At 69.4% G+C, this 17,603-nt stretch carries 13 protein-coding genes, 1 rRNA gene, 2 pseudogenes and 1 riboswitch; of the genes and pseudogenes, 3 read left to right on the top strand and 13 right to left on the bottom strand.

Features of this window, described 5'->3' with window-relative positions:
* Positions 1-61: 61 nt before the first annotated feature.
* Positions 62-1,564: a glutamate-cysteine ligase family protein gene (locus tag QMZ92_RS33085; RefSeq protein ID WP_283301264.1), complete on the bottom strand. Its 1,503-nt coding sequence runs from the start codon at positions 1,562-1,564 to the stop codon at positions 62-64.
* A 493-nt stretch (positions 1,565-2,057) separates the two neighbouring features.
* Here QMZ92_RS33085 and QMZ92_RS33080 point away from each other — a divergent pair, with 493 nt between their 5' ends.
* On the top strand, positions 2,058-2,648 hold the full coding sequence (locus QMZ92_RS33080) for a hypothetical protein (RefSeq protein WP_283301263.1): 591 nt from the start codon (positions 2,058-2,060) through the stop codon (positions 2,646-2,648).
* 317 nt (positions 2,649-2,965) lie between these two features.
* Positions 2,966-3,163 (top strand): DUF5999 family protein, encoded by a 198-nt coding sequence (locus tag QMZ92_RS33075; RefSeq protein ID WP_093654310.1) that lies wholly within the window; start codon positions 2,966-2,968, stop codon positions 3,161-3,163.
* 155 nt (positions 3,164-3,318) lie between these two features.
* On the opposite strand, the gene gcvP is transcribed toward QMZ92_RS33075, so the two are convergent.
* A complete protein-coding gene (gene gcvP / locus QMZ92_RS33070; RefSeq protein ID WP_283301261.1) occupies positions 3,319-6,204 on the bottom strand; it encodes an aminomethyl-transferring glycine dehydrogenase in 2,886 nt (961 codons plus the stop codon).
* A 177-nt stretch (positions 6,205-6,381) separates the two neighbouring features.
* Positions 6,382-6,477, bottom strand: a riboswitch (glycine riboswitch).
* Positions 6,478-6,591: 114 nt separating this feature from the next.
* On the opposite strand from gcvP, the pseudogene QMZ92_RS36620 reads away from it, so the two are divergent.
* Positions 6,592-6,738 (top strand): annotated as a pseudogene (locus tag QMZ92_RS36620) (PRC-barrel domain-containing protein); the annotation flags it as partial.
* A gap of 146 nt (positions 6,739-6,884) precedes the next feature.
* Here the strand turns inward: QMZ92_RS36620 and QMZ92_RS33060 are convergent.
* The 11 genes and pseudogenes from QMZ92_RS33060 to rrf form a co-directional block, all read right to left on the bottom strand.
* Positions 6,885-8,387 carry a DNA polymerase IV gene (locus QMZ92_RS33060; protein ID WP_283301260.1) on the bottom strand — a complete coding sequence of 501 codons (1,503 nt, stop codon included), beginning with the start codon at positions 8,385-8,387 and terminating at the stop codon, positions 6,885-6,887.
* A gap of 80 nt (positions 8,388-8,467) precedes the next feature.
* Positions 8,468-9,067, bottom strand: a complete 600-nt coding sequence (locus QMZ92_RS33055) for a MerR family transcriptional regulator (protein WP_283301259.1) — start codon at positions 9,065-9,067, stop codon at positions 8,468-8,470.
* A gap of 226 nt (positions 9,068-9,293) precedes the next feature.
* A complete protein-coding gene (locus QMZ92_RS33050) occupies positions 9,294-9,767 on the bottom strand; it encodes a bifunctional nuclease family protein (RefSeq protein WP_026281837.1) in 474 nt (157 codons plus the stop codon).
* Between the two features lie 76 nt (positions 9,768-9,843).
* Positions 9,844-10,581: a transcriptional regulator FtsR gene (ftsR, locus tag QMZ92_RS33045; RefSeq protein ID WP_283301258.1), complete on the bottom strand. Its 738-nt coding sequence runs from the start codon at positions 10,579-10,581 to the stop codon at positions 9,844-9,846.
* A 14-nt stretch (positions 10,582-10,595) separates the two neighbouring features.
* Positions 10,596-11,530 (bottom strand): annotated as a pseudogene (locus QMZ92_RS33040) (FHA domain-containing protein).
* 82 nt (positions 11,531-11,612) lie between these two features.
* Positions 11,613-12,314 (bottom strand): DUF881 domain-containing protein, encoded by a 702-nt coding sequence (locus QMZ92_RS33035; protein ID WP_502962195.1) that lies wholly within the window; start codon positions 12,312-12,314, stop codon positions 11,613-11,615.
* A 401-nt stretch (positions 12,315-12,715) separates the two neighbouring features.
* A complete protein-coding gene (locus tag QMZ92_RS33030) occupies positions 12,716-13,048 on the bottom strand; it encodes a small basic family protein (protein ID WP_017948521.1) in 333 nt (110 codons plus the stop codon).
* Positions 13,045-13,968, bottom strand: coding sequence for a DUF881 domain-containing protein (locus QMZ92_RS33025; RefSeq protein WP_283301256.1), 924 nt, complete (start codon positions 13,966-13,968; stop codon positions 13,045-13,047). Before QMZ92_RS33025 ends, QMZ92_RS33030 begins: the two co-directional genes overlap by 4 nt.
* Before the next feature lie 109 nt (positions 13,969-14,077).
* A complete protein-coding gene (locus QMZ92_RS33020) occupies positions 14,078-16,585 on the bottom strand; it encodes a mannose-1-phosphate guanyltransferase (RefSeq protein ID WP_283301255.1) in 2,508 nt (835 codons plus the stop codon).
* Between the two features lie 116 nt (positions 16,586-16,701).
* Positions 16,702-17,310 carry a cardiolipin synthase ClsA gene (clsA, locus tag QMZ92_RS33015; RefSeq protein ID WP_138056414.1) on the bottom strand — a complete coding sequence of 203 codons (609 nt, stop codon included), beginning with the start codon at positions 17,308-17,310 and terminating at the stop codon, positions 16,702-16,704.
* A 167-nt stretch (positions 17,311-17,477) separates the two neighbouring features.
* A 5S ribosomal RNA gene (gene rrf, locus QMZ92_RS33010) occupies positions 17,478-17,594 on the bottom strand.
* Between the last annotated feature and the right edge of the window lie 9 nt (positions 17,595-17,603).

The following is a 17,603-nucleotide window of genomic DNA, read 5'->3' as shown; positions in this document are numbered from 1 at the left end:
GCCGTCACAGCTTGCCCGACGGCGGGACCGAGGTCGAAGGCGGGACCCGAATGCGGAGCGGTCAGCTCCCCGGTCCCGCGGGCCAGGTGTGCACGGGCTCGTCCGCGTGCATCAGCACGCTGTAGCGGCGCGTGACCGCGGCGAGCGCGGCACGCCGGTCGAGCCCGGCGTCCAGCGCCCTGTGGAAGGCATCGACCTGCCAGGACGCACCGTTCACCCGGCGCCTGCACCGCCCCTCGACAACACCCAGGTAGAAATCCCGGTCCGCGGGCTCCACGTTCCAGGCGTCCAGCCCGGCCGCCGCGAGCGGCAGCAGTTCGTCCCGTACGAGCTTGACGGCGGGAACGCGGGTGAGCCCGCCGCCCCGGCCCGGACGCGGCCACTCCAGCTCGGCCTCGATGCCGTGCCGGCAGGCGGTTTCGAAGTTCGCCGCGGCGGTCTCGAACGACATCCGGGTCCACAGCGGTCGCGACTCCTCGGCGAGCGCCCGCACGAGCCCGTAGTAGAAGGCCGCGTTGGCCACGACATCGGTGACGGTGGGACCGGCCGGGAGCACCCGGTTCTCGACGCGCAGATGGGGCACGCCGTCCGCGAGACCGTAGACCGGCCGGTTCCAGCGGTAGACCGTGCCGTTGTGCAGGACGAGTTCCTGCAGCCGCGGCACGCCGCCGTCGTCGAGCACCCTCAACGGTTCCTCGTCGTCGCAGATCGGCAGGAGGGCCGGGAAGTAACGCAGGTTCTCCTCGAAGAGTTCGTAGGCGGAGCCCACCCAGCGCTCGCCGAACCAGGTCCTGGGCCGCACGCCCTGGGCCTGGAGTTCGGGCGGCCGGGTGTCCGTCGCCTGTTGGAAGAGCGGTGGCCGGGACTCGCGCCAGAGTTCCTTGCCGAACAGGAACGGGGAGTTCGCGCCGACGGCGATCTGGACCGCCGCCACGGCCTGGGCGGCGTTCCACACCTGGGCGAACCGGCCCGGTGTCACCTGGAGGTGCAGTTGCACCGACGTGCAGGCCGCCTCCGGAGCGATCGAGGACGACGTGCAGCCGAGGTGCTCAACCCCTTCGATGTCGAGGGTGAAGTCCTCACCGCGGGCGGCGACGATCTGGTCGTTGAGAAGGACATAGCGGTCGACGTCCGACAGATTCGCGGAAACCAGATCCTTACCGTCGAGGGTCGGAAGGATTCCGATCATCACAATTCCGGCATCGACCTCCGCGGCTTTGCGATGGGCATATCCCAGACCGGTGCGAAGTTCCTCCGCGAGCTGGTCGAGGACCCGCCCACCGAGCCGGTGCGGCGCTATGTTCACCTCCAGGTTGAACATTCCGAGCTCGGTCTGGAAATCACGGCTGGCAATCCTGTCGAGCACCTCGGCATTCATCATCCGGGGCAGGCCGTCGGAGCCCGCGAGATTGAGCTCGATCTCCAACCCCATCAGATTCCTGGGGCGATCGAACCTCTTTTCCGCCAGGAGTCTCCCCAGTCCCGCCAGGCACTGCTGGAGCTTTCTCCGGTAGCGTTGCCGATCGGACAGGTCGAACCCGCCTGCCACGATCTTCTCCCCCATCGAAGGGTCCCTCCTCGAGTGGGCAGTCCGCGGCCGGGCCGCTCGTGTCACGGACGATAATGCCCAGACGAAGAGATCCATAACGTCTCGCGCGTGACCGGTGGGCCGCTAGTCTGAAGCGGCGACCGTGTGCCATCCGTCCGGCACATTCCGTCGGCATGGCGCAGTGAGCATTTACCACTTCCCGAGGTGTGGTGAAAAACTCCGACGAGATTCGGCCGACCGCTCGTGGGGCACCACACCAGGTGACGCCGTTGCGCTCACGAATAACCCCCTCGAACTTCGCACACCGAAGGTCCTGATTCGACCTTGACTGCAATGCCGGGAACGGCTAGCAGAAACATTGAGTGAACACACGTCGTATAAACTCACGCGAACGAGGCAGAAAGTCGGCGCCCGGCCACGGAAATCCGGCCCCCTCCGACCCACGCCGACAGAGCCGTCCGCATCTGCCCTCGCATCACCCTGTCTCTTGAGTGAGAGGCGACCCACCATGCCGCTGCATGTCCCCCCGGCACCCGCGCCCGCACTGCGCAGCGTCCTCACGGCACTCGGATCCCCCTCCGCGGTCCGCGAGGCGCGCACTCCTGCTCTCCGTTCCGTCCAGGGAGCGGTGACCGCCGAACTCCCGCTTCCCGTCCACGTCCTGGACCAGGTGGTACCACACGGCGACCGCCGGCCCCGCACCCGGCTGGCGGGCTGGCGGTTCCTGATCCGCGGCGGCGACCGCGCCATCGCGGCCGCGGACACCATGCTGACCCCGGACGGCTGGGCCTTCTCGCACTTCTTCGAGGGCCCGTACATCGCGTCGACGGAGCGGGCGCTGCAACAGGCCGAGGCTCTCCCCGGCAGCTACCAGCCACGGTTGCTGTCCGTGCCCGAGCTGTACATGATCACGCTCTGGCTGCACGGCAACCGCGAGGCCGACCCGGCGAAGGGCAAACCGGCCCCCGCCGACCTGCTGGTGCCGCTCGCTCCCGCACCCCCGGGCATCGCCGCCCACCGGTCGCACCGGGTGGCCGATCTGCTGCCGGTGATGACCTCGAGGGTCACCCCCGCGCCCCTGCTCGGATTCCCGGCCTGACCGGAGCCACCGGAGCCACCGGAGCCACCGGAGCCACCGAACACCGCTGCCCCGTGACATGGAGTCACGGGGCATGTTCACGCCCCTTCCGGACTAGCCCACTACGGCCACTGCGAACCACCCGAAGGGACGGTGCAGTTGAGCTGAACCGCCCACCGGGGTGACGCGTCATTAACTGGTAGGACGAGCTGCCGCGAAATCCCTGCGGATTGACGCCCGTGGGGCAACACTGGGATCGACGACAGATACGGGGGGCGGCCATGAGCACCGCATCGAGCCGCAGGACACTCACCACATCGCAGCGAAAGAACCCATCCATGTGCCAGCACCAGCCGCCGTGCCCGACAGCAGACTCCGCCGACCGGGAGGCCGCCCGCCTCGTGGCACACCATCCCGAGCAGGGCTGGAGCCTGCTGTGCAACGGCGTGCTGCTCTTCGAGGACACGGGCGAACTGCTCCCGGACGGCCAGATCATCGCCCCGCACCGGCCGCTCCGGATCGTGACGGCGGCCTGAAGCCCGCCGCCCGGTCGACCGGACCATCCGCCCGGGACCCCGCCCCTGCTCCGTACCGACGGACCGAGGGATGACCGGGCCACGGACGGAGAGGGCCGGCTCGGAGACACCTCCGAGCCGGCCCTGACGCTTTCCGGGCAGCCCCCGGGACGGCCTTAGCCGTCGTACTCGTCAAGCGGCGGGCAGGAGCAGACCAGGTTCCGGTCACCGAAGGCGCCGTCGATCCGGCGCACCGGCGGCCAGTACTTGTCCGTCGCCTCGACACCGGCAGGGAAGACGGCTTCCTCGCGGCTGTACGCGTGCTCCCACTCCCCGCCGAGCACGGCCGCGGTGTGCGGGGCGTTGCGCAGCGGGTTGTCCTCTGCGGGCCACTCGCCGGAGGCGACCTTCTCGATCTCCGCGCGAATAGCGATCATCGCGTCGCAGAACCGGTCGATCTCGGTCAGGTCCTCGCTCTCGGTGGGCTCGATCATCAACGTGCCGGCCACCGGGAACGACATCGTCGGCGCGTGGAAGCCGTAGTCGATGAGGCGCTTGGCGATGTCGTCGACGCTCACACCGGTCGTCTTGGACAGTGGTCGCAGGTCGACGATGCACTCGTGCGCGACCAGGCCCGCCGGTCCGGTGTACAGCACCGGGTAGTGCGGCTCGAGGCGCTTGGCGATGTAGTTCGCCGCGAGCACCGCGACCTGGGTGGCGCGCTTGAGGCCCTCGCCGCCCATCAGCCTCACGTACGCCCACGAGATGGGCAGGATGCCCGCGGAGCCCCAGGGGGCGGCCGAGATCGGGCCGACGCCGGTCTCGGGCCCGGCGGAGGGCTGGAGCGGGTGATTCGGCAGGTAGGGGGCGAGGTGCTCACGGACGGCCACCGGGCCGACACCGGGACCGCCGCCGCCGTGCGGGATGCAGAACGTCTTGTGCAGGTTGAGGTGCGAGACGTCGCCGCCGAACTTGCCTGGCCTGGCGAGGCCGACCAGCGCGTTCAGGTTGGCACCGTCGACGTACACCTGACCGCCGGCCTCGTGCACCTGGGCGCAGATGTCGGCGACGTGCTCCTCGAACACCCCGTGCGTCGACGGATAGGTGATCATGAGGACGGACAGCTCGTCGCGGTACTGCTCGATCTTGGCGCGCAGGTCGTGGACGTCGATCTCGCCGTCGTCGGCGGTGCGGACGACGACGACCTTCATCCCGGCCATCACCGCGCTGGCGGCGTTCGTACCGTGCGCGGAGGACGGGATCAGGCAGACGGTGCGCTGCTCGTCGCCGTTGGCGCGGTGGTACGCGCGCACCGCGAGGAGGCCGGCCAGTTCGCCCTGGGATCCGGCATTCGGCTGGATCGAGACCTTGTCGTAGCCGGTGACCTCGGCGAGGCGCTCCTCCAGCTCGTGGATCAGGGTCAGATAGCCCTCGGCCTGCTCGACCGGGGCGAAGGGGTGGATCTGGCCGAACTCCGGCCAGGTGACCGGCTCCATCTCGGTGGTCGCGTTCAGCTTCATCGTGCAGGAGCCGAGCGGGATCATGCCGCGGTCCAGCGCGTAGTCGCGGTCGGCGAGCCGGCGCAGGTAGCGGAGCATCGCGGTCTCGGAGCGGTACGCGTGGAAGACCGGGTGGGTGAGGTAGTCGTCCCTGCGGAGCAGCGCGGCGGGCAGCGTGTCCTCGACGGTCGCGTCCAGCGCGTCGATGTCGCCGTCGACGCCGAACGCGGCCCAGACGGCGGACACCTGGGCGCGCAACGTGGTCTCGTCGCAGGAGAGCGACACGTGGTCGGCGTCCACGAGGTGCAGGTTGACACCACCCTCGCGGGCCGCGGCGACGATGTCGGCGGCCTTGCCCGGGACGCGGGCGGTCAGCGTGTCGAAGAACGTGCCGTGGACGATCTCGACACCGCCCGCGCGCAGCCCCTCGGCGAGGATCGCGGCGTAGCGGTGGGTCCGGCGCGCGATCGTCCGCAGGCCCTCGGGGCCGTGGTAGACGGCGTACATCCCGGCCATGACCGCGAGGAGTACCTGCGCGGTGCAGATGTTGCTGGTGGCCTTCTCGCGGCGGATGTGCTGCTCGCGGGTCTGCAGGGCAAGACGGTACGCCTTGTTGCCGTCGGCGTCGACGGAGACGCCGACGAGTCGGCCGGGCAGGCTGCGGGCGTGCTTCTGCTGGACGGCCATGTAGCCGGCGTGCGGGCCGCCGAAGCCCATGGGGACCCCGAAGCGCTGCGTCGTGCCGACGGCGATGTCCGCACCGAGCTCACCGGGCGAGGTGAGCAGCGTCAGGGCGAGCAGATCGGCGGCGACGGTGACGATCGCGCCGAGCTCGTGGGCCTGGTCGATGACCGGCTTTATGTCCCGGACGGCACCGGAGGCACCCGGGTACTGGATCAGTACGCCGAAGACGCCGCGCTCGGCGATCTCCGCCGGGATCCCCTCGCCGAGGTCGGCCACGACGACCTCGACACCGGTCGGCTCGGCCCGGGTCTCGATCACCGCGATGGTCTGCGGCAGCGCGTCGGCATCGATCAGGAAGACACCGTTCCTGACCTTGCCGACGCGCCGGGACAGCGCCATGGCCTCCGCGGCGGCGGTGCCCTCGTCGAGCAGAGAGGCGCCGGACGTGGGCAGTCCGGTCAGGTCGGCGACCATGGTCTGGAAGTTGAGCAGCGCCTCCAGACGGCCCTGCGAGATCTCCGGCTGGTACGGCGTGTACGCCGTGTACCAGGCCGGGTTCTCCATCACGTTCCGCAGGACGACCGGCGGGGTGAAGGTCCCGTAGTAGCCGAGGCCGATCATCGGAGCGAGCACCTGGTTGCGGTCGGCGAGGCCGCGGAGTTCGGCGAGCACCTCGGCCTCGGTGCGGGCACCGGGCAGTCCCAGGGCCTCGGCGCTCTTGATGACGTCCGGCACGGCGGCGGCGGTCAGCTCGTCCAGCGAGCCGTAGCCGACCTGCGCCAGCATCTTCGCCTGGGCCCCGGTGTCGGGGCCGATGTGGCGCTGCTCGAAGGGGGTGCCTCGCTCCAGCTGGGAGAGCGGAATGCGGTTGGCGGTCATTGCGGAGGCCTCCTGGTCGTAACGACCTGCGAGGGGCACCACGGCGCGGGTGCCCGGACGGCCTCCCCCTCTGTCATCTCAACCTGAGAGCTTCACCGGAACGCCCCGGGGCGCACCGGCTTTCACCGTCGGTGAGAGCGGATGCCGTCCGACGCCCGCCCTGCTTTCCAGAGTGACCTCGTCCGTGCGGTACAGGGGCCTGAGAGATTCCGGGGAGGATTTGCTCCTTCGGCGGCTCCGGCTTTCACCGGGGCACTCTCCCGCACGGGGTCAGCAGCCGCTGCCAGCGTACCAGCGCGGCCTCACCTGGGACCTTCGAGTGGACGGCGCCCTGGATGTGCACTTTCGTAGTGTTCAGCGAACCCGTGCGACCTGTTTGGAGGGACCGTGCAGACCGACATCGATCCGCGCAGCCTGATCGGCCGCAAGGCGTTCGACCGCGAAGGCCACAAGATCGGGACCGTGGACGAGGTGTACCTCGACGACGCCACGGGCGTTCCCGAATGGGCGGCCGTACGGACCGGCCTGTTCAGCCGGGACGCGTTCGTACCACTGGAGCCCAGCCAGCTCGAGGGCGACGGCCTCCACATACCCTTCGAGCGCGCCCTGATCAAGGACGCGCCGGACTTCGGTGTCGGCCGCCATCTCTCTCCCGAGCAGGAGCTGCAGCTGTACCACCACTACGGTCTCGACCTGCCCTCGCCTCCGGAGAGGCCGACCACCTCCCCGTCCCCCGGCGACGAGGCCGGGGGCCCCGGCATCGGCTCCGCCGGGGACCGCGACTTCGGGCGGCTGGCCGGCCACGACGACTGATCCTCCGGCGAGCGCACCAGCGGGAGCGGCTCCGAGGGCTCCAGCTCCGGGTCGTCCACGGCGAACGTCCGCACCCGGCCGGGCGCGGCCGACCACGGCTCCTCGAAGCGGACCGTGACCCTCCCCAGCCCGCTGCCCTGAACCCATCCGGGGCCGTACTCGGCATGGCATACGTCCTGCCCGGCGGCCCAGCGCCGGTCCGCCACCGGCCGCGCATCCCCGCCAGGCGACCGCTCCTCGCCCGGCGTCGGCTCACGGGACGGCGCGGGCTCCTCGTCCTCGTCGTGCCGCTCCCCCGCGGCTGCCTGTGCGAACAGGTCCTCCTGCGTGTAGTCGGCGAGGCCGCTCACACCGACGCCGAGCAGCCGGACACCGCCCGTGGTGTCCACCGCCTCCAGCAGCCGGGCCGCGGCCTCCCGCACCACCGCGGGATCGTCCGTGGGCCCGCGGAGCGTCTCCGACCGGGTCAGCGTCGAGAAGTCGAACCGCCGCACCTTCAGCACGATCGTCCGTCCCGAGTGTCCGGAGGCCCGGAGCCGGCGGACACACCGGTCGGCCAGCCGCTCGACCTCCGTCCGGATGCGGACCCGGTCGTGCAGGTCCACGTCGAAGGTGTCCTCGACCGACACGGACTTGGCGTCCCGCTCGGCGACCACGGGCCGGTCGTCGTGGCCCATGGCCATCCGGAAGATCGCTCCCCCGTGCGCCTTCCCCAGCAGCCGTACGAGCTCGTCCTCCCCTGCCTCTGCCAGATCCGCGACCGTGGTCATGCCGGCCCGCCGCAGATGCTCGCCCGTCGCCGGACCCACGCCCGGCAGGGTCCGTACCGGCATCGGCCCCAGCAGCTCCCGCTCGGTGCCGGGCGCTATGAGCACCAGCCCGTCTGGCTTGGCCTGCTCCGAGGCGATCTTCGCCAGCATCTTGGAACCCGCCAGTCCCACCGAACCCGTCAGCCCGGTGGTCACCAGGATGTCCCTGCGCAGCCGCTCACCGGCCTCCCGGGCCGATCGGGAGTCATCCGCCGTCCCACCCGCCTCGAGGTCCACGAAGGCCTCGTCCAGGCTCAGTGGTTCCACCAGGGGTGAGAGCTCGCCCAGCAACTCCATCACCTGGTCGCTGACCGTCCGGTAGAGCGAGAAGCGCGGCACCAGATAGGCGGCGTTGGGGCACAGCCTCCGCGCCTGTGCCATGGGCATCGCCGAGTGCACACCGAAACGTCTCGCCTCGTACGAAGCGGTGGCGACCACTCCGCGCGGCCCCAGGCCGCCGACGACCACCGGCTTCCCGCGCAGACTCGGCTTCGCCGCCTGCTCCGCGGCGGCGAAGAACGCATCCATGTCCAGATGCAGGATGGTGGGCGCGGGTCTCACAGCTCCGATGCTGCCCTACGACACTGACAATCCGCCGTACGCGCGTACGGGCCGACCAGGAAGTCCGGCCCGTCGGCGGGTCAGCCGGCGCGCTCGCGGCGGCGCCGGGCCAGCTCGTCACCGGGGTCGTGGCCGATCAGCGTCTCACCGGTGTCGATGCGCTCGCCGTGCAGCTGCGCGAGCGCCGCCTCGACGTCCCGCCACACGACTCCGACCGCGATCCCGAACACGCCCTGCCCGCCCTGGAGGAGATCGACGACCTCGTCCGGCGAGGAGCACTCGTAGACCGTCGCGCCGTCACTCATGAGGGTCATCCGCTCCAGGTCCGCGAAGCCGCGGGCCCGCAGGTGCTGTACCGCAGCGCGGATGTTCTGCAAGGCGACGCCCGTGTCCAGGAAGCGCTTGACGATCTTGAGGACGACCACGTCCCGGAAGCTGTAGAGCCGCTGCGTGCCCGATCCGTACGCCGGCCGCACGCTCGGTTCGACCAGACCGGTGCGCGCCCAGTAGTCGAGCTGCCGGTAGGTGATGCCCGCCGCCGCGCAGGCGGTCGGCCCCCGGTAGCCCACGGTCTCGGGCGTCACGTCGGCTTGCGCACTGTCGTGAAGCGGATACGGCAAGCCCTCCGCGGGACCTCGCCCGTGAGCACCCGCTGCCGTACCGTCGCCGCTGCTTCTCACGCCGACCTCCGTCCTTGACCTGCCTCCTCGACGGTAGGGAGTCGCCAGTGGTGCGTCAACGATCGCCACACTCGGCACGCCGAGTGATAATCACCCTGAGAGTGGTTTTGCGTGCCCCGATTCGGGGAACAGGTGGCCGGTTGGCGGCGGGCGAAGTCCGACTCACCGGGCCCGGACCGGACAGTGCCGCCGCCTCCCTACGGATGGCGGCGCCGGACCGGCGGAATCACTGACTGCTGGAGCCGAAGTCCTCCGGCGAGATCTGGTCGAGGAACTCGCGGAACTTCTCGACCTCGTCCTCCTGCTCGTCCGGGATCGCGATGCCCGCGTCGTCGAGAACGCCGTCACTGCCGTAGATCGGCGTGCCGGTGCGCAGTGCCAGAGCTATGGCGTCGGACGGCCTGGCGCTGACCTCGACGCCGCTGGCGAACACCAGCTCCGCGTAGAAGACACCCTCCCGCAGGTCCGTGATCCGCACCTCGGTGAGTTCCTGTCCGACGGCTTCCAGGACGTCCTTGAACAGGTCGTGGGTCAACGGCCTGGCCGGCGCCATTCCCTGCTGCGCGAAGGCGATCGCGGTCGCCTCACCCGGTCCGATCCAGATGGGGAGGTACCGATCGCCTCCCACTTCGCGCAGGAGCACGATCGGCTGGTTGGAGGGCATTTCCACCCGGACACCCACAACGTCGAGCTCGTTCACACAGCAACCCTAGGACGTGCCCGGCAGGTTTGGGTAGTCGGGTTCCCCCAAGATCGGTGCAAGCCCGCCCGGGAGTTCAGGGCAGACGCACCCCGAGCGCCGTCTGGACCAGCGCGGAGTGCAGCCTGACCGAGAGCGCCGCCAGCTCCTTCGCGGTCGCCTCGGCATGGGCTCTGGTCTGCGGATTGCGGTGCCGGCGCAGCGGTGCGACCACTTGTTCGACCAGGCCGGCCTCACGGTCGGCAGCCGCCTTCATCGCCCGCAGATGCCTCGGCTCCAGACCGAATCTGCCCAGGTCGGCGATCAGTTTGGCCACCGTCACGGACTCGGCGTCATAGGCGGACTCCGCCGAAGGAGTGATCAGACCGTAGGACTCCCACTCGTCGAGTTCCGCCTCGGTCACTTCCGCGGCGGCGAGCAGCTCCGCCCGGCCGACACGGGCCGCCGTGGGCCTCTCGGAGAGGGACTCGCCTGCCGCACCGGAATCCACCGGCCCTCTCTCGGACGGCAGCGGAGGCCGCTCTCCCCGGGCCGGCGCGTCGAGGTGCTCGCGGATGACCTTCAGGGGCAGGTAGTGGTCCCGCTGCATGCGGAGCACCTGCGCGAGCCGCCGGACGTCCTCGGCGCTGAACTTGCGATAGCCGGACGGTGTGCGCTGCGGCTCGACGAGCCCCTCGGCCTCCAGGAACCGGATCTTGGAGATCGTGACCTCGGGGAACTCTTCGCGCAGCTGACTCAGCACCGAGCCGATGCTGACCAGCCGGTCGCCACCGGCGGTGCCGTGACCGGCACCGCCCGTCGGAGTTCGCCGCATGGAGGTCCCTGAGGTCACATGCCCCGCTGGTTCGCGTAGAAGACCAGCCGGTACTTTCCGATCTGAACTTCGTCACCGTTCGCCAGGACGACCGAGTCGATCGGCTCGCGGTTGACGTACGTGCCGTTGAGGCTGCCGACATCGGTGACGGTGAAGGTGCCGTCGGCCCCCCTGCGGAACTCCACATGGCGCCGGGAGACGGTGAAGTCGTCGAGGAAGATGTCGCTCTGGGGGTGGCGGCCCGCCGTGGTCAGTTCGCTGTCCAGGAGGAAGCGGCTGCCCGCGTTCGGCCCGCGGCGCACCACGAGCAGGGCGGATCCGAGCGGCAGGGCGTCGACGGCCGCCTGTGCCTCGGGCGAGAGCGAAGGAATGGGCGTCTGGCCGGTGGCCTCCGCCTCATAGGCCTCGATCCCCGAGATGGAGATCGTCGAGGTCGTCTCCGAGGCACGCTCCGCCGGAGCTCCGGCCCGCAGCGGCGCGCCGCAGTTGGAGCAGAAGCGGCTGGTCTCGGCGTTGCGATTGCCGCATCGCGTACACACCGGCATGGACGGGTCCTCCTGCCGCGGCTGCCCCGCGGGGGCATGGGATGCATACGGGTCGGGCGTAAACCCTCCACCCGCACTTGAGGTTGACGGTTCCCCGAAACCTATGCGGCCGGGACCGGCAGGGTCAACAGCAGACGCGCCCGGACCACCGGGAATGTCACCACCGGCGATCTCGTCCCGGAAGAGCGGACGCTCGCCGCTCTGCTCCGTCTCCTGGCCATGGCGCGGTGCGCGACGACGGGCGGTGCCGCCGTCCTCGCGTGCGCTCTTGCCGAACAACTTCCCAAACAACTTCACGGGCGATTCCCCTTGACCGAAAAACAGACCCGCCCGTGGGGCAGGAACCCTGAATGAACACACCTGCCGACCCGGACATCCTCACAACGTCCGTACCCTCCGGACAGTTTCCACCACGCAGCACTCCTACGATGCGCCGACCCCCCGCAACCCCTCGTCCATCTCCGGCCTCCCTGGTACGCCCTTGTCTCACTGGGAGGACGACCGAGCGTAGTCAGGCCGTTCCACGGGCCGCAAGGCGTCCACGACGATCTTCTCCGAGCGGGTCACCGAGGCGGTGGCCTGCTCCTTCTCCAGGGTCTGCACCACGCCGCCGGGAATGTTCAGCGCCGGCTCGAGGTCCTGCGGCTTGCCGATGACCTTGAAGCGGTACGGAGCACTGATCTTCTTGCCGTCCACCTCGATGGAACCGCCGCCGTCGGAGAAGTAGGAGTCCGCGACGACCCTCACCCCGTTGACCTGGATCGCCTCGGCCCCTGCGGCACGCAGTTCCTGGATCGCGTCGAGCAGCATGTCCGACTCGACCGCTCCGGCACCGTCGCCGATCGTCAGCGTGATGCCCGGGCCCTGTGCCGCCACGGTACCTGCGAGGATGCCCAGCTGCCGCTCCTTTTCCTGTGTCTGCCTGCGCGCCTCTTCGGCCTGGTCCGAGCTGGTCTCCAGTTCGGTCCGCTGGTCCTCGAGGCGCCGCTTCTCATCTTCCAGACGCTTGGTGCGGTCATCCAGTTCATCGAGGATGCGCACGAGATCTTCCTGGCGGGCGCCGCGCAGGGCGCTGTTGTCGCTCGTCGACTGGACCTGGATGGCCAGGCCGAGGCCGAGGACGAACAGCAGGAGGGCCACGATGAGTTGGGCGCGAGAGAAGCGGGGTGGCCATAGCCCGGCCACCAGTCGCTGCCGCCCGGTCGACTGCGGCCCGTCGCCGGACGACGGCGTCTCCGGGCCCTTCCCCGTGGGGGCGTCCGTGCCGTGGACGTCGGTTCCGTTCGTCCGCTCCGGCCTGTCGGAGCGGTCCGTCCGCTCAGTCCCGTCGGTCCCGGAGCCTCCGGGCCCGGCAGCGGCGGACGGTTCACCGTCCTTCCCCGTTCCCACGGGCGTCGAGGGAGCCGGTACGGGGAGCGGCCCGGGCCCGGCGGGCACGGATCCGAGTGCGGGGACGGGCGGGCCGGGCGGTGTCGCTCCGGGCCGCTGCGGCGGCGTCGCCTCGTGCGCGCGGTCGCCCGTCGTCCTCGGCGTCCCGTCCTGGGGGTCCGGCTTCTCACGCAGGGTCTTGTCGTCGTCGCTCATCGGCCTCACGCCCGGAACACATGGCGGCGGATGGCGGCCGCATTGGAGAAGATCCGGATGCCGAGGACGACCACCACACCCGTGGACAGCTGCGCACCGACGCCCAGCTTGTCGCCGAGGAAGACGATCAGTGCGGCCACGACGACGTTCGACAGGAAGGAGACCACGAAGACCTTGTCGACGAAGATCCCGTCGAGCATGGCCCGCAGGCCGCCGAACACCGCGTCGAGAGCAGCGACCACGGCGATCGGAAGGTAGGGCTCGACCACCGCCGGCACCTCGGGGCGGAGCAACAGTCCCGCCACGACTCCCAAGACCAGGCCCAGTACGGCGATCACGATGTGCCCTTCCCTGTCTCTGCCGTGCCCTGACCGGCGGGCGTGCCACCGGCGGTCCTCGGCTCTGCGGTACGTACGATCAGGCTCGGTGCGGCCGGCAGACGCACCCGTTCCTGGGCGGAAATGCTGCTCCGGATCCCGAAGTTCTCCCGCAGCACGTGGAGGTACTGGCCGTCCGCGCTGTCCTGGAAGGCGGTGCTCAGCTTCTTCCCGTCCCCGATGGCGAGCACCGTGTAGGGCGGCACCAACGGCTTGTTGTCGACGAGTATGGCGTCACCGGCGGCCCTGATCGCGGACAGGGCCGTCAACCGCTGCCCGTTGATCGCGACGGCCTCCGCGCCGGACTCCCAGAGTCCGTTGACGACGCGCTGCATGTCGCGGTCGCGGACCCGGCCGGTGTCGGAGAAGCCGCTGCTCTCCCTCGGGCCGCCACCGCCCGCCTCGCTGTCCTTGGCGTCGTCGACGACCAGTTTCACCCCCTGGCCTGTCACCTCGGTCGCTCCGGAGAGCAGCGCCACGAGGTCCCCCTGGTGCCCGCCCTGCCGCTGGAGCGCCTTGCGCTGCCGTTCGCCGACCTCCTCGCGGAGGCTGTCGACATCCTGCTCCAGTTCGTCCGCGGCCGTGGTCTCAGCCTCGATACGGTCGATGAGTTCTTCGCGTTCCTTCGCCACGACGGGTGCCGATATCCGTGCCTGCGCAGCGCCGAGAGTGACCACCAGAGCCGCCAGCACCAGCCCGGCCGCGAGCCACAACTTCGCCCGAAGCGTCTGGGGCAGCCGCCCGCCCTCCGCGTCCCTGCGGGCCGCCGCCTCCGCGTAACCGTCGTCGAGGCTGTGGTCCATGACGTTGTTCAGCAGCGACATCGAGGCATCGGGACGCGGCGGAGAGGCTGTCCTCGGTACGGGGGGCTGCTGCGGCATGCCGCACATCGTCGCACGTCGCAGCCGCTACCGCCGAATGGCCCCACGGTTGTGCCGGGACGCGGGCCGTCCCGCACCCCGGCACTCCGTCCTCAGACCGCCGGCACGTTCACTGCTTGGTGTCGTCACCTGCGCCTTCCACGACCGCGGACCACTCGCCGAGGAGTGCCTGGGCGGACGTGTCGTCGGGACCCTCGGCCCACAGATGGGTGACTGCCTCGGACGGGTCGGGGAGCACGAGGACCCAGCGGCCGTCAGCCTCCACGACGCGGACGCCGTCGGTCGTGTCCACGAACCGGTCACCGGCGGCCTCGACGACCCGGCGCATCACGAGGCCCTTGACCGCCCACGGCGTCGCGATGTCCTTGCGCAGCACATGGGCCCTCGGGATACGGGCGTCGATCTGGCTCAGGGTGAGCTGGGTACGGGCCACCAGGCCGAGGAGCCGCGCGAACGCCGCAGGACCGTCGAAGACGCTGCTGAACTCCGGGATGATGAAGCCACCGCGGCCGTCACCGCCGAAGATGGTGGACTCCTCCCGGCAGACCCGGGTCAGGTCGTCGGGCGACGTGGTCGTCCATTCCACCTGGGTGCCGTGGTAGGCGGCGACCTGCTCGGCGATGCGCGTCGTCGTCACGGGCAACGCCACCTTGCCACTGCGGCGTTCCGCGGCCACGAGGTCCAGCATGACGAGCAGCGCCCTGTCGTCCTCCACGATCCGGCCGCGCTCGTCCACGAACGACAGCCGCTCGCCGACTGGGTCGAAGCGCACGCCGAAGGCAGCGTGTGCGGACGCCACGATCTCGCCCAGCCGCACCAGGCCCTGCCGGCGCTGCTCGACCGTCTCGGTCGGTCGCGACTCGTCGAGTCCGGGGTTGATCGTCAGCGCGTCCACGCCGAGCCTGCCGAGGAGGCTCGGCAGTACGAGACCGGCGCTGCCGTTGGACGCGTCGATGACGACCTTGAGGCCGGCCTCCGCGATCCCGCTGGTGTCGACGTTGCGCAGCAGCGAGCCCGTGTAGGAGTCGTAGATGCTCGCCGGGAAGGAGAGGTCCCCGATCTCGCCGGGGAACGCGCGCCGGTACTCCTGACGCGCGTACACGCGGTCGAGCTTCCGCTGGCCACCCTGGGACAGGTCCGCGCCGCGTTCGTCGAAGAACATGATGTCGACCGAGTCGGGCACACCCGGCGAGGTGCGGATCATGATGCCGCCGGCGCTGCCTCGGGCCGTCTGCTGCCGGGCGACCGGCAGGGGGACGTTCTCCAGGTCCCGGACGTCGATGGCACTGGTCTGGAGTGCGGAGATCACCGCGCGTTTGAGGGCTCGCGCGCCTCGGGAGTGGTCGCGGGCCGTGGTGACGGTCGCGCCCTTCTTCAGCGTGGTGGCGTACGCGCCCGCGAGTCGCACGGCGAGTTCGGGCGTGATCTCGACGTTCAGGATTCCCGATACGCCCCGGGCCCCGAAGAGATGCGCCTGGCCGCGGGACTCCCAGATCACCGAGGTGTTGACGAAAGCGCCGGCTTCGATGGTCTTGAACGGATAGACCCGAACGTTGCCCTGGACGATCGACTCCTCGCCGATCAGGCATTCGTCGCCGATGACAGCGCCGTCCTCGATCCGAACGGCGCGCATGATGTCGGTGTTCTTGCCGATGACGCAGCCGCGCAGATTGCTGTGGGGCCCGATGTAGACGTTGTCGTGGATGACGGCCCGGTGGAGGAACGCACCCGATTTCACGACCACGTTGGACCCGACCACGGTGTGTTCGCGGATCTCGACGTCGGCTTCGACCTTGGCGTAGTCGCCGACGTAGAGGGGACCGCGCAGCACGGCGTCCGGATGCACCTCGGCACCCTCCGCCATCCAGACGCCGGGCGAGATCTCGAAGCCGTCGATGTCCACGTCGACCTTGCCCTCGAGGACGTCGGCCTGCGCCTTCACGTAGCTCTCGTGGGTGCCGACGTCCTCCCAGTAACCCTCGGCGATGTAGCCGTAGATCGGCTTGCCTTCCTTCATCAGCTGCGGGAAGACATCACCGGACCAGTCCACCGAGACGTCCGGCTCGACGTAGTCGAAGACTTCCGGCTCCATCACGTAGATACCGGTGTTCACGGTGTCCGAGAAGACCTGGCCCCAGGTGGGCTTCTCCAGGAACCTCTCGACCTTGCCCTGTTCGTCCACGATCGTGATGCCGAATTCAAGGGGATTCGGCACCCGGGTCAGACACACCGTGACCAGTGCGCCCTTCTCCTTGTGGAACCGGATGAGATCCGAGAGGTCGAAGTCGGTGAGCGCATCGCCGGAAATGACGAGGAATGCATCGTCCTTGAGCGCCTCTTCCGCATTCTTCACACTGCCCGCGGTACCGAGTGGCTTTTCCTCGTGCGCGTAGGTGAGCTCCATCCCCAGCTCTTCACCGTCGCCGAAGTAGTTCTTGACGAGGGAAGCGAGGAACTGGACGGTCACGACCGTCTCAGTGAGCCCGTGCCGCTTGAGCAGGCGCAGCACATGCTCCATGATCGGCCTGTTGACCACCGGCAGCAGTGGCTTGGGCATGCTCGAGGTCATGGGGCGAAGTCGTGTTCCTTCGCCACCAGCCATCACGACGGCCTTCATGTCGGAAGCGTCCTCCTTGAAGAGACGACGGTCCAGCCGACTTCACCCGTCCGGGCAGGCCCCTCTCCAGTTCTCATGCGGACCGGTGGGACTCTGCACAGCTCCGTGCATACGGCTCAATCGGCCACGGCGTCAGCCTTGACGAGTCGGCGGACCTGGACCACATAGAGGATCCCTGCCCACCAATACAGAGTTGTACCCCATCCTGCGAACGCCCATCCGAAAACTTCGGCGAGTGACGCAAGCCACCCGTCTCCGTCGCTGAGCAGCAGGAGTGGGAACGCATACATCAAGTTGAAGGTAGCTGCCTTGCCCAGAAAGTTCACCTGGGGAGGCGGATAGCCGTGCCGGCGCAGGATTCCCACCATCACGAGGAGCATCAGGTCCCGCGCCAAAAGTGCCGCGGTCAACCAAAGAGGCAGGATCCCCCGCCAGGTCAGGCCCACGAGTGTGGAAAGGATGTAGAGCCGGTCAGCGGCGGGGTCGAGGATCCGGCCCAGACTGCTGATCTGGTTCCATCGGCGGGCGAGCTTGCCGTCGAGATAGTCACTGACGCCGCTCAGCGCGAGCACGAGCAGGGCCCAGCCGTCGGCCTTCGGACCACCGAACTCGGGTAGGAGAATCAGCCACAGGAACAGCGGCACGCCGAGCAGGCGAGCCATACTGAGGATGTTGGGGATGGTGAGTACCCGGTCGGTCTGAACGCGGGTCTCCTGGACCTCCACCCGGGCCTCCTGCCAAACGTACCAACGATGCCTCCTGACCTTACCGTCAGCAGGATGAGCGGTGTACACAGGGGTGGCGGTCGCTCAGGCACGACACGACCTGCTCCTGCCCCCAGAACGCGAGAAAGCCCCGGACCATCACGGCCCGGGGCTTTCCCAGAAGAATTGTTCGGCGGTGTCCTACTCTCCCACAGGGTCCCCCCTGCAGTACCATCGGCGCTGAAAGGCTTAGCTTCCGGGTTCGGAATGTAACCGGGCGTTTCCCTAACGCTATGACCACCGAAACACTATGA

The sequence above is a fragment of the Streptomyces sp. HNM0645 genome (assembly GCF_030056615.1).
GTDB lineage: Bacteria > Actinomycetota > Actinomycetes > Streptomycetales > Streptomycetaceae > Streptomyces > Streptomyces marianii.
This window is presented reverse-complemented; position numbering and strand designations above follow the sequence as displayed.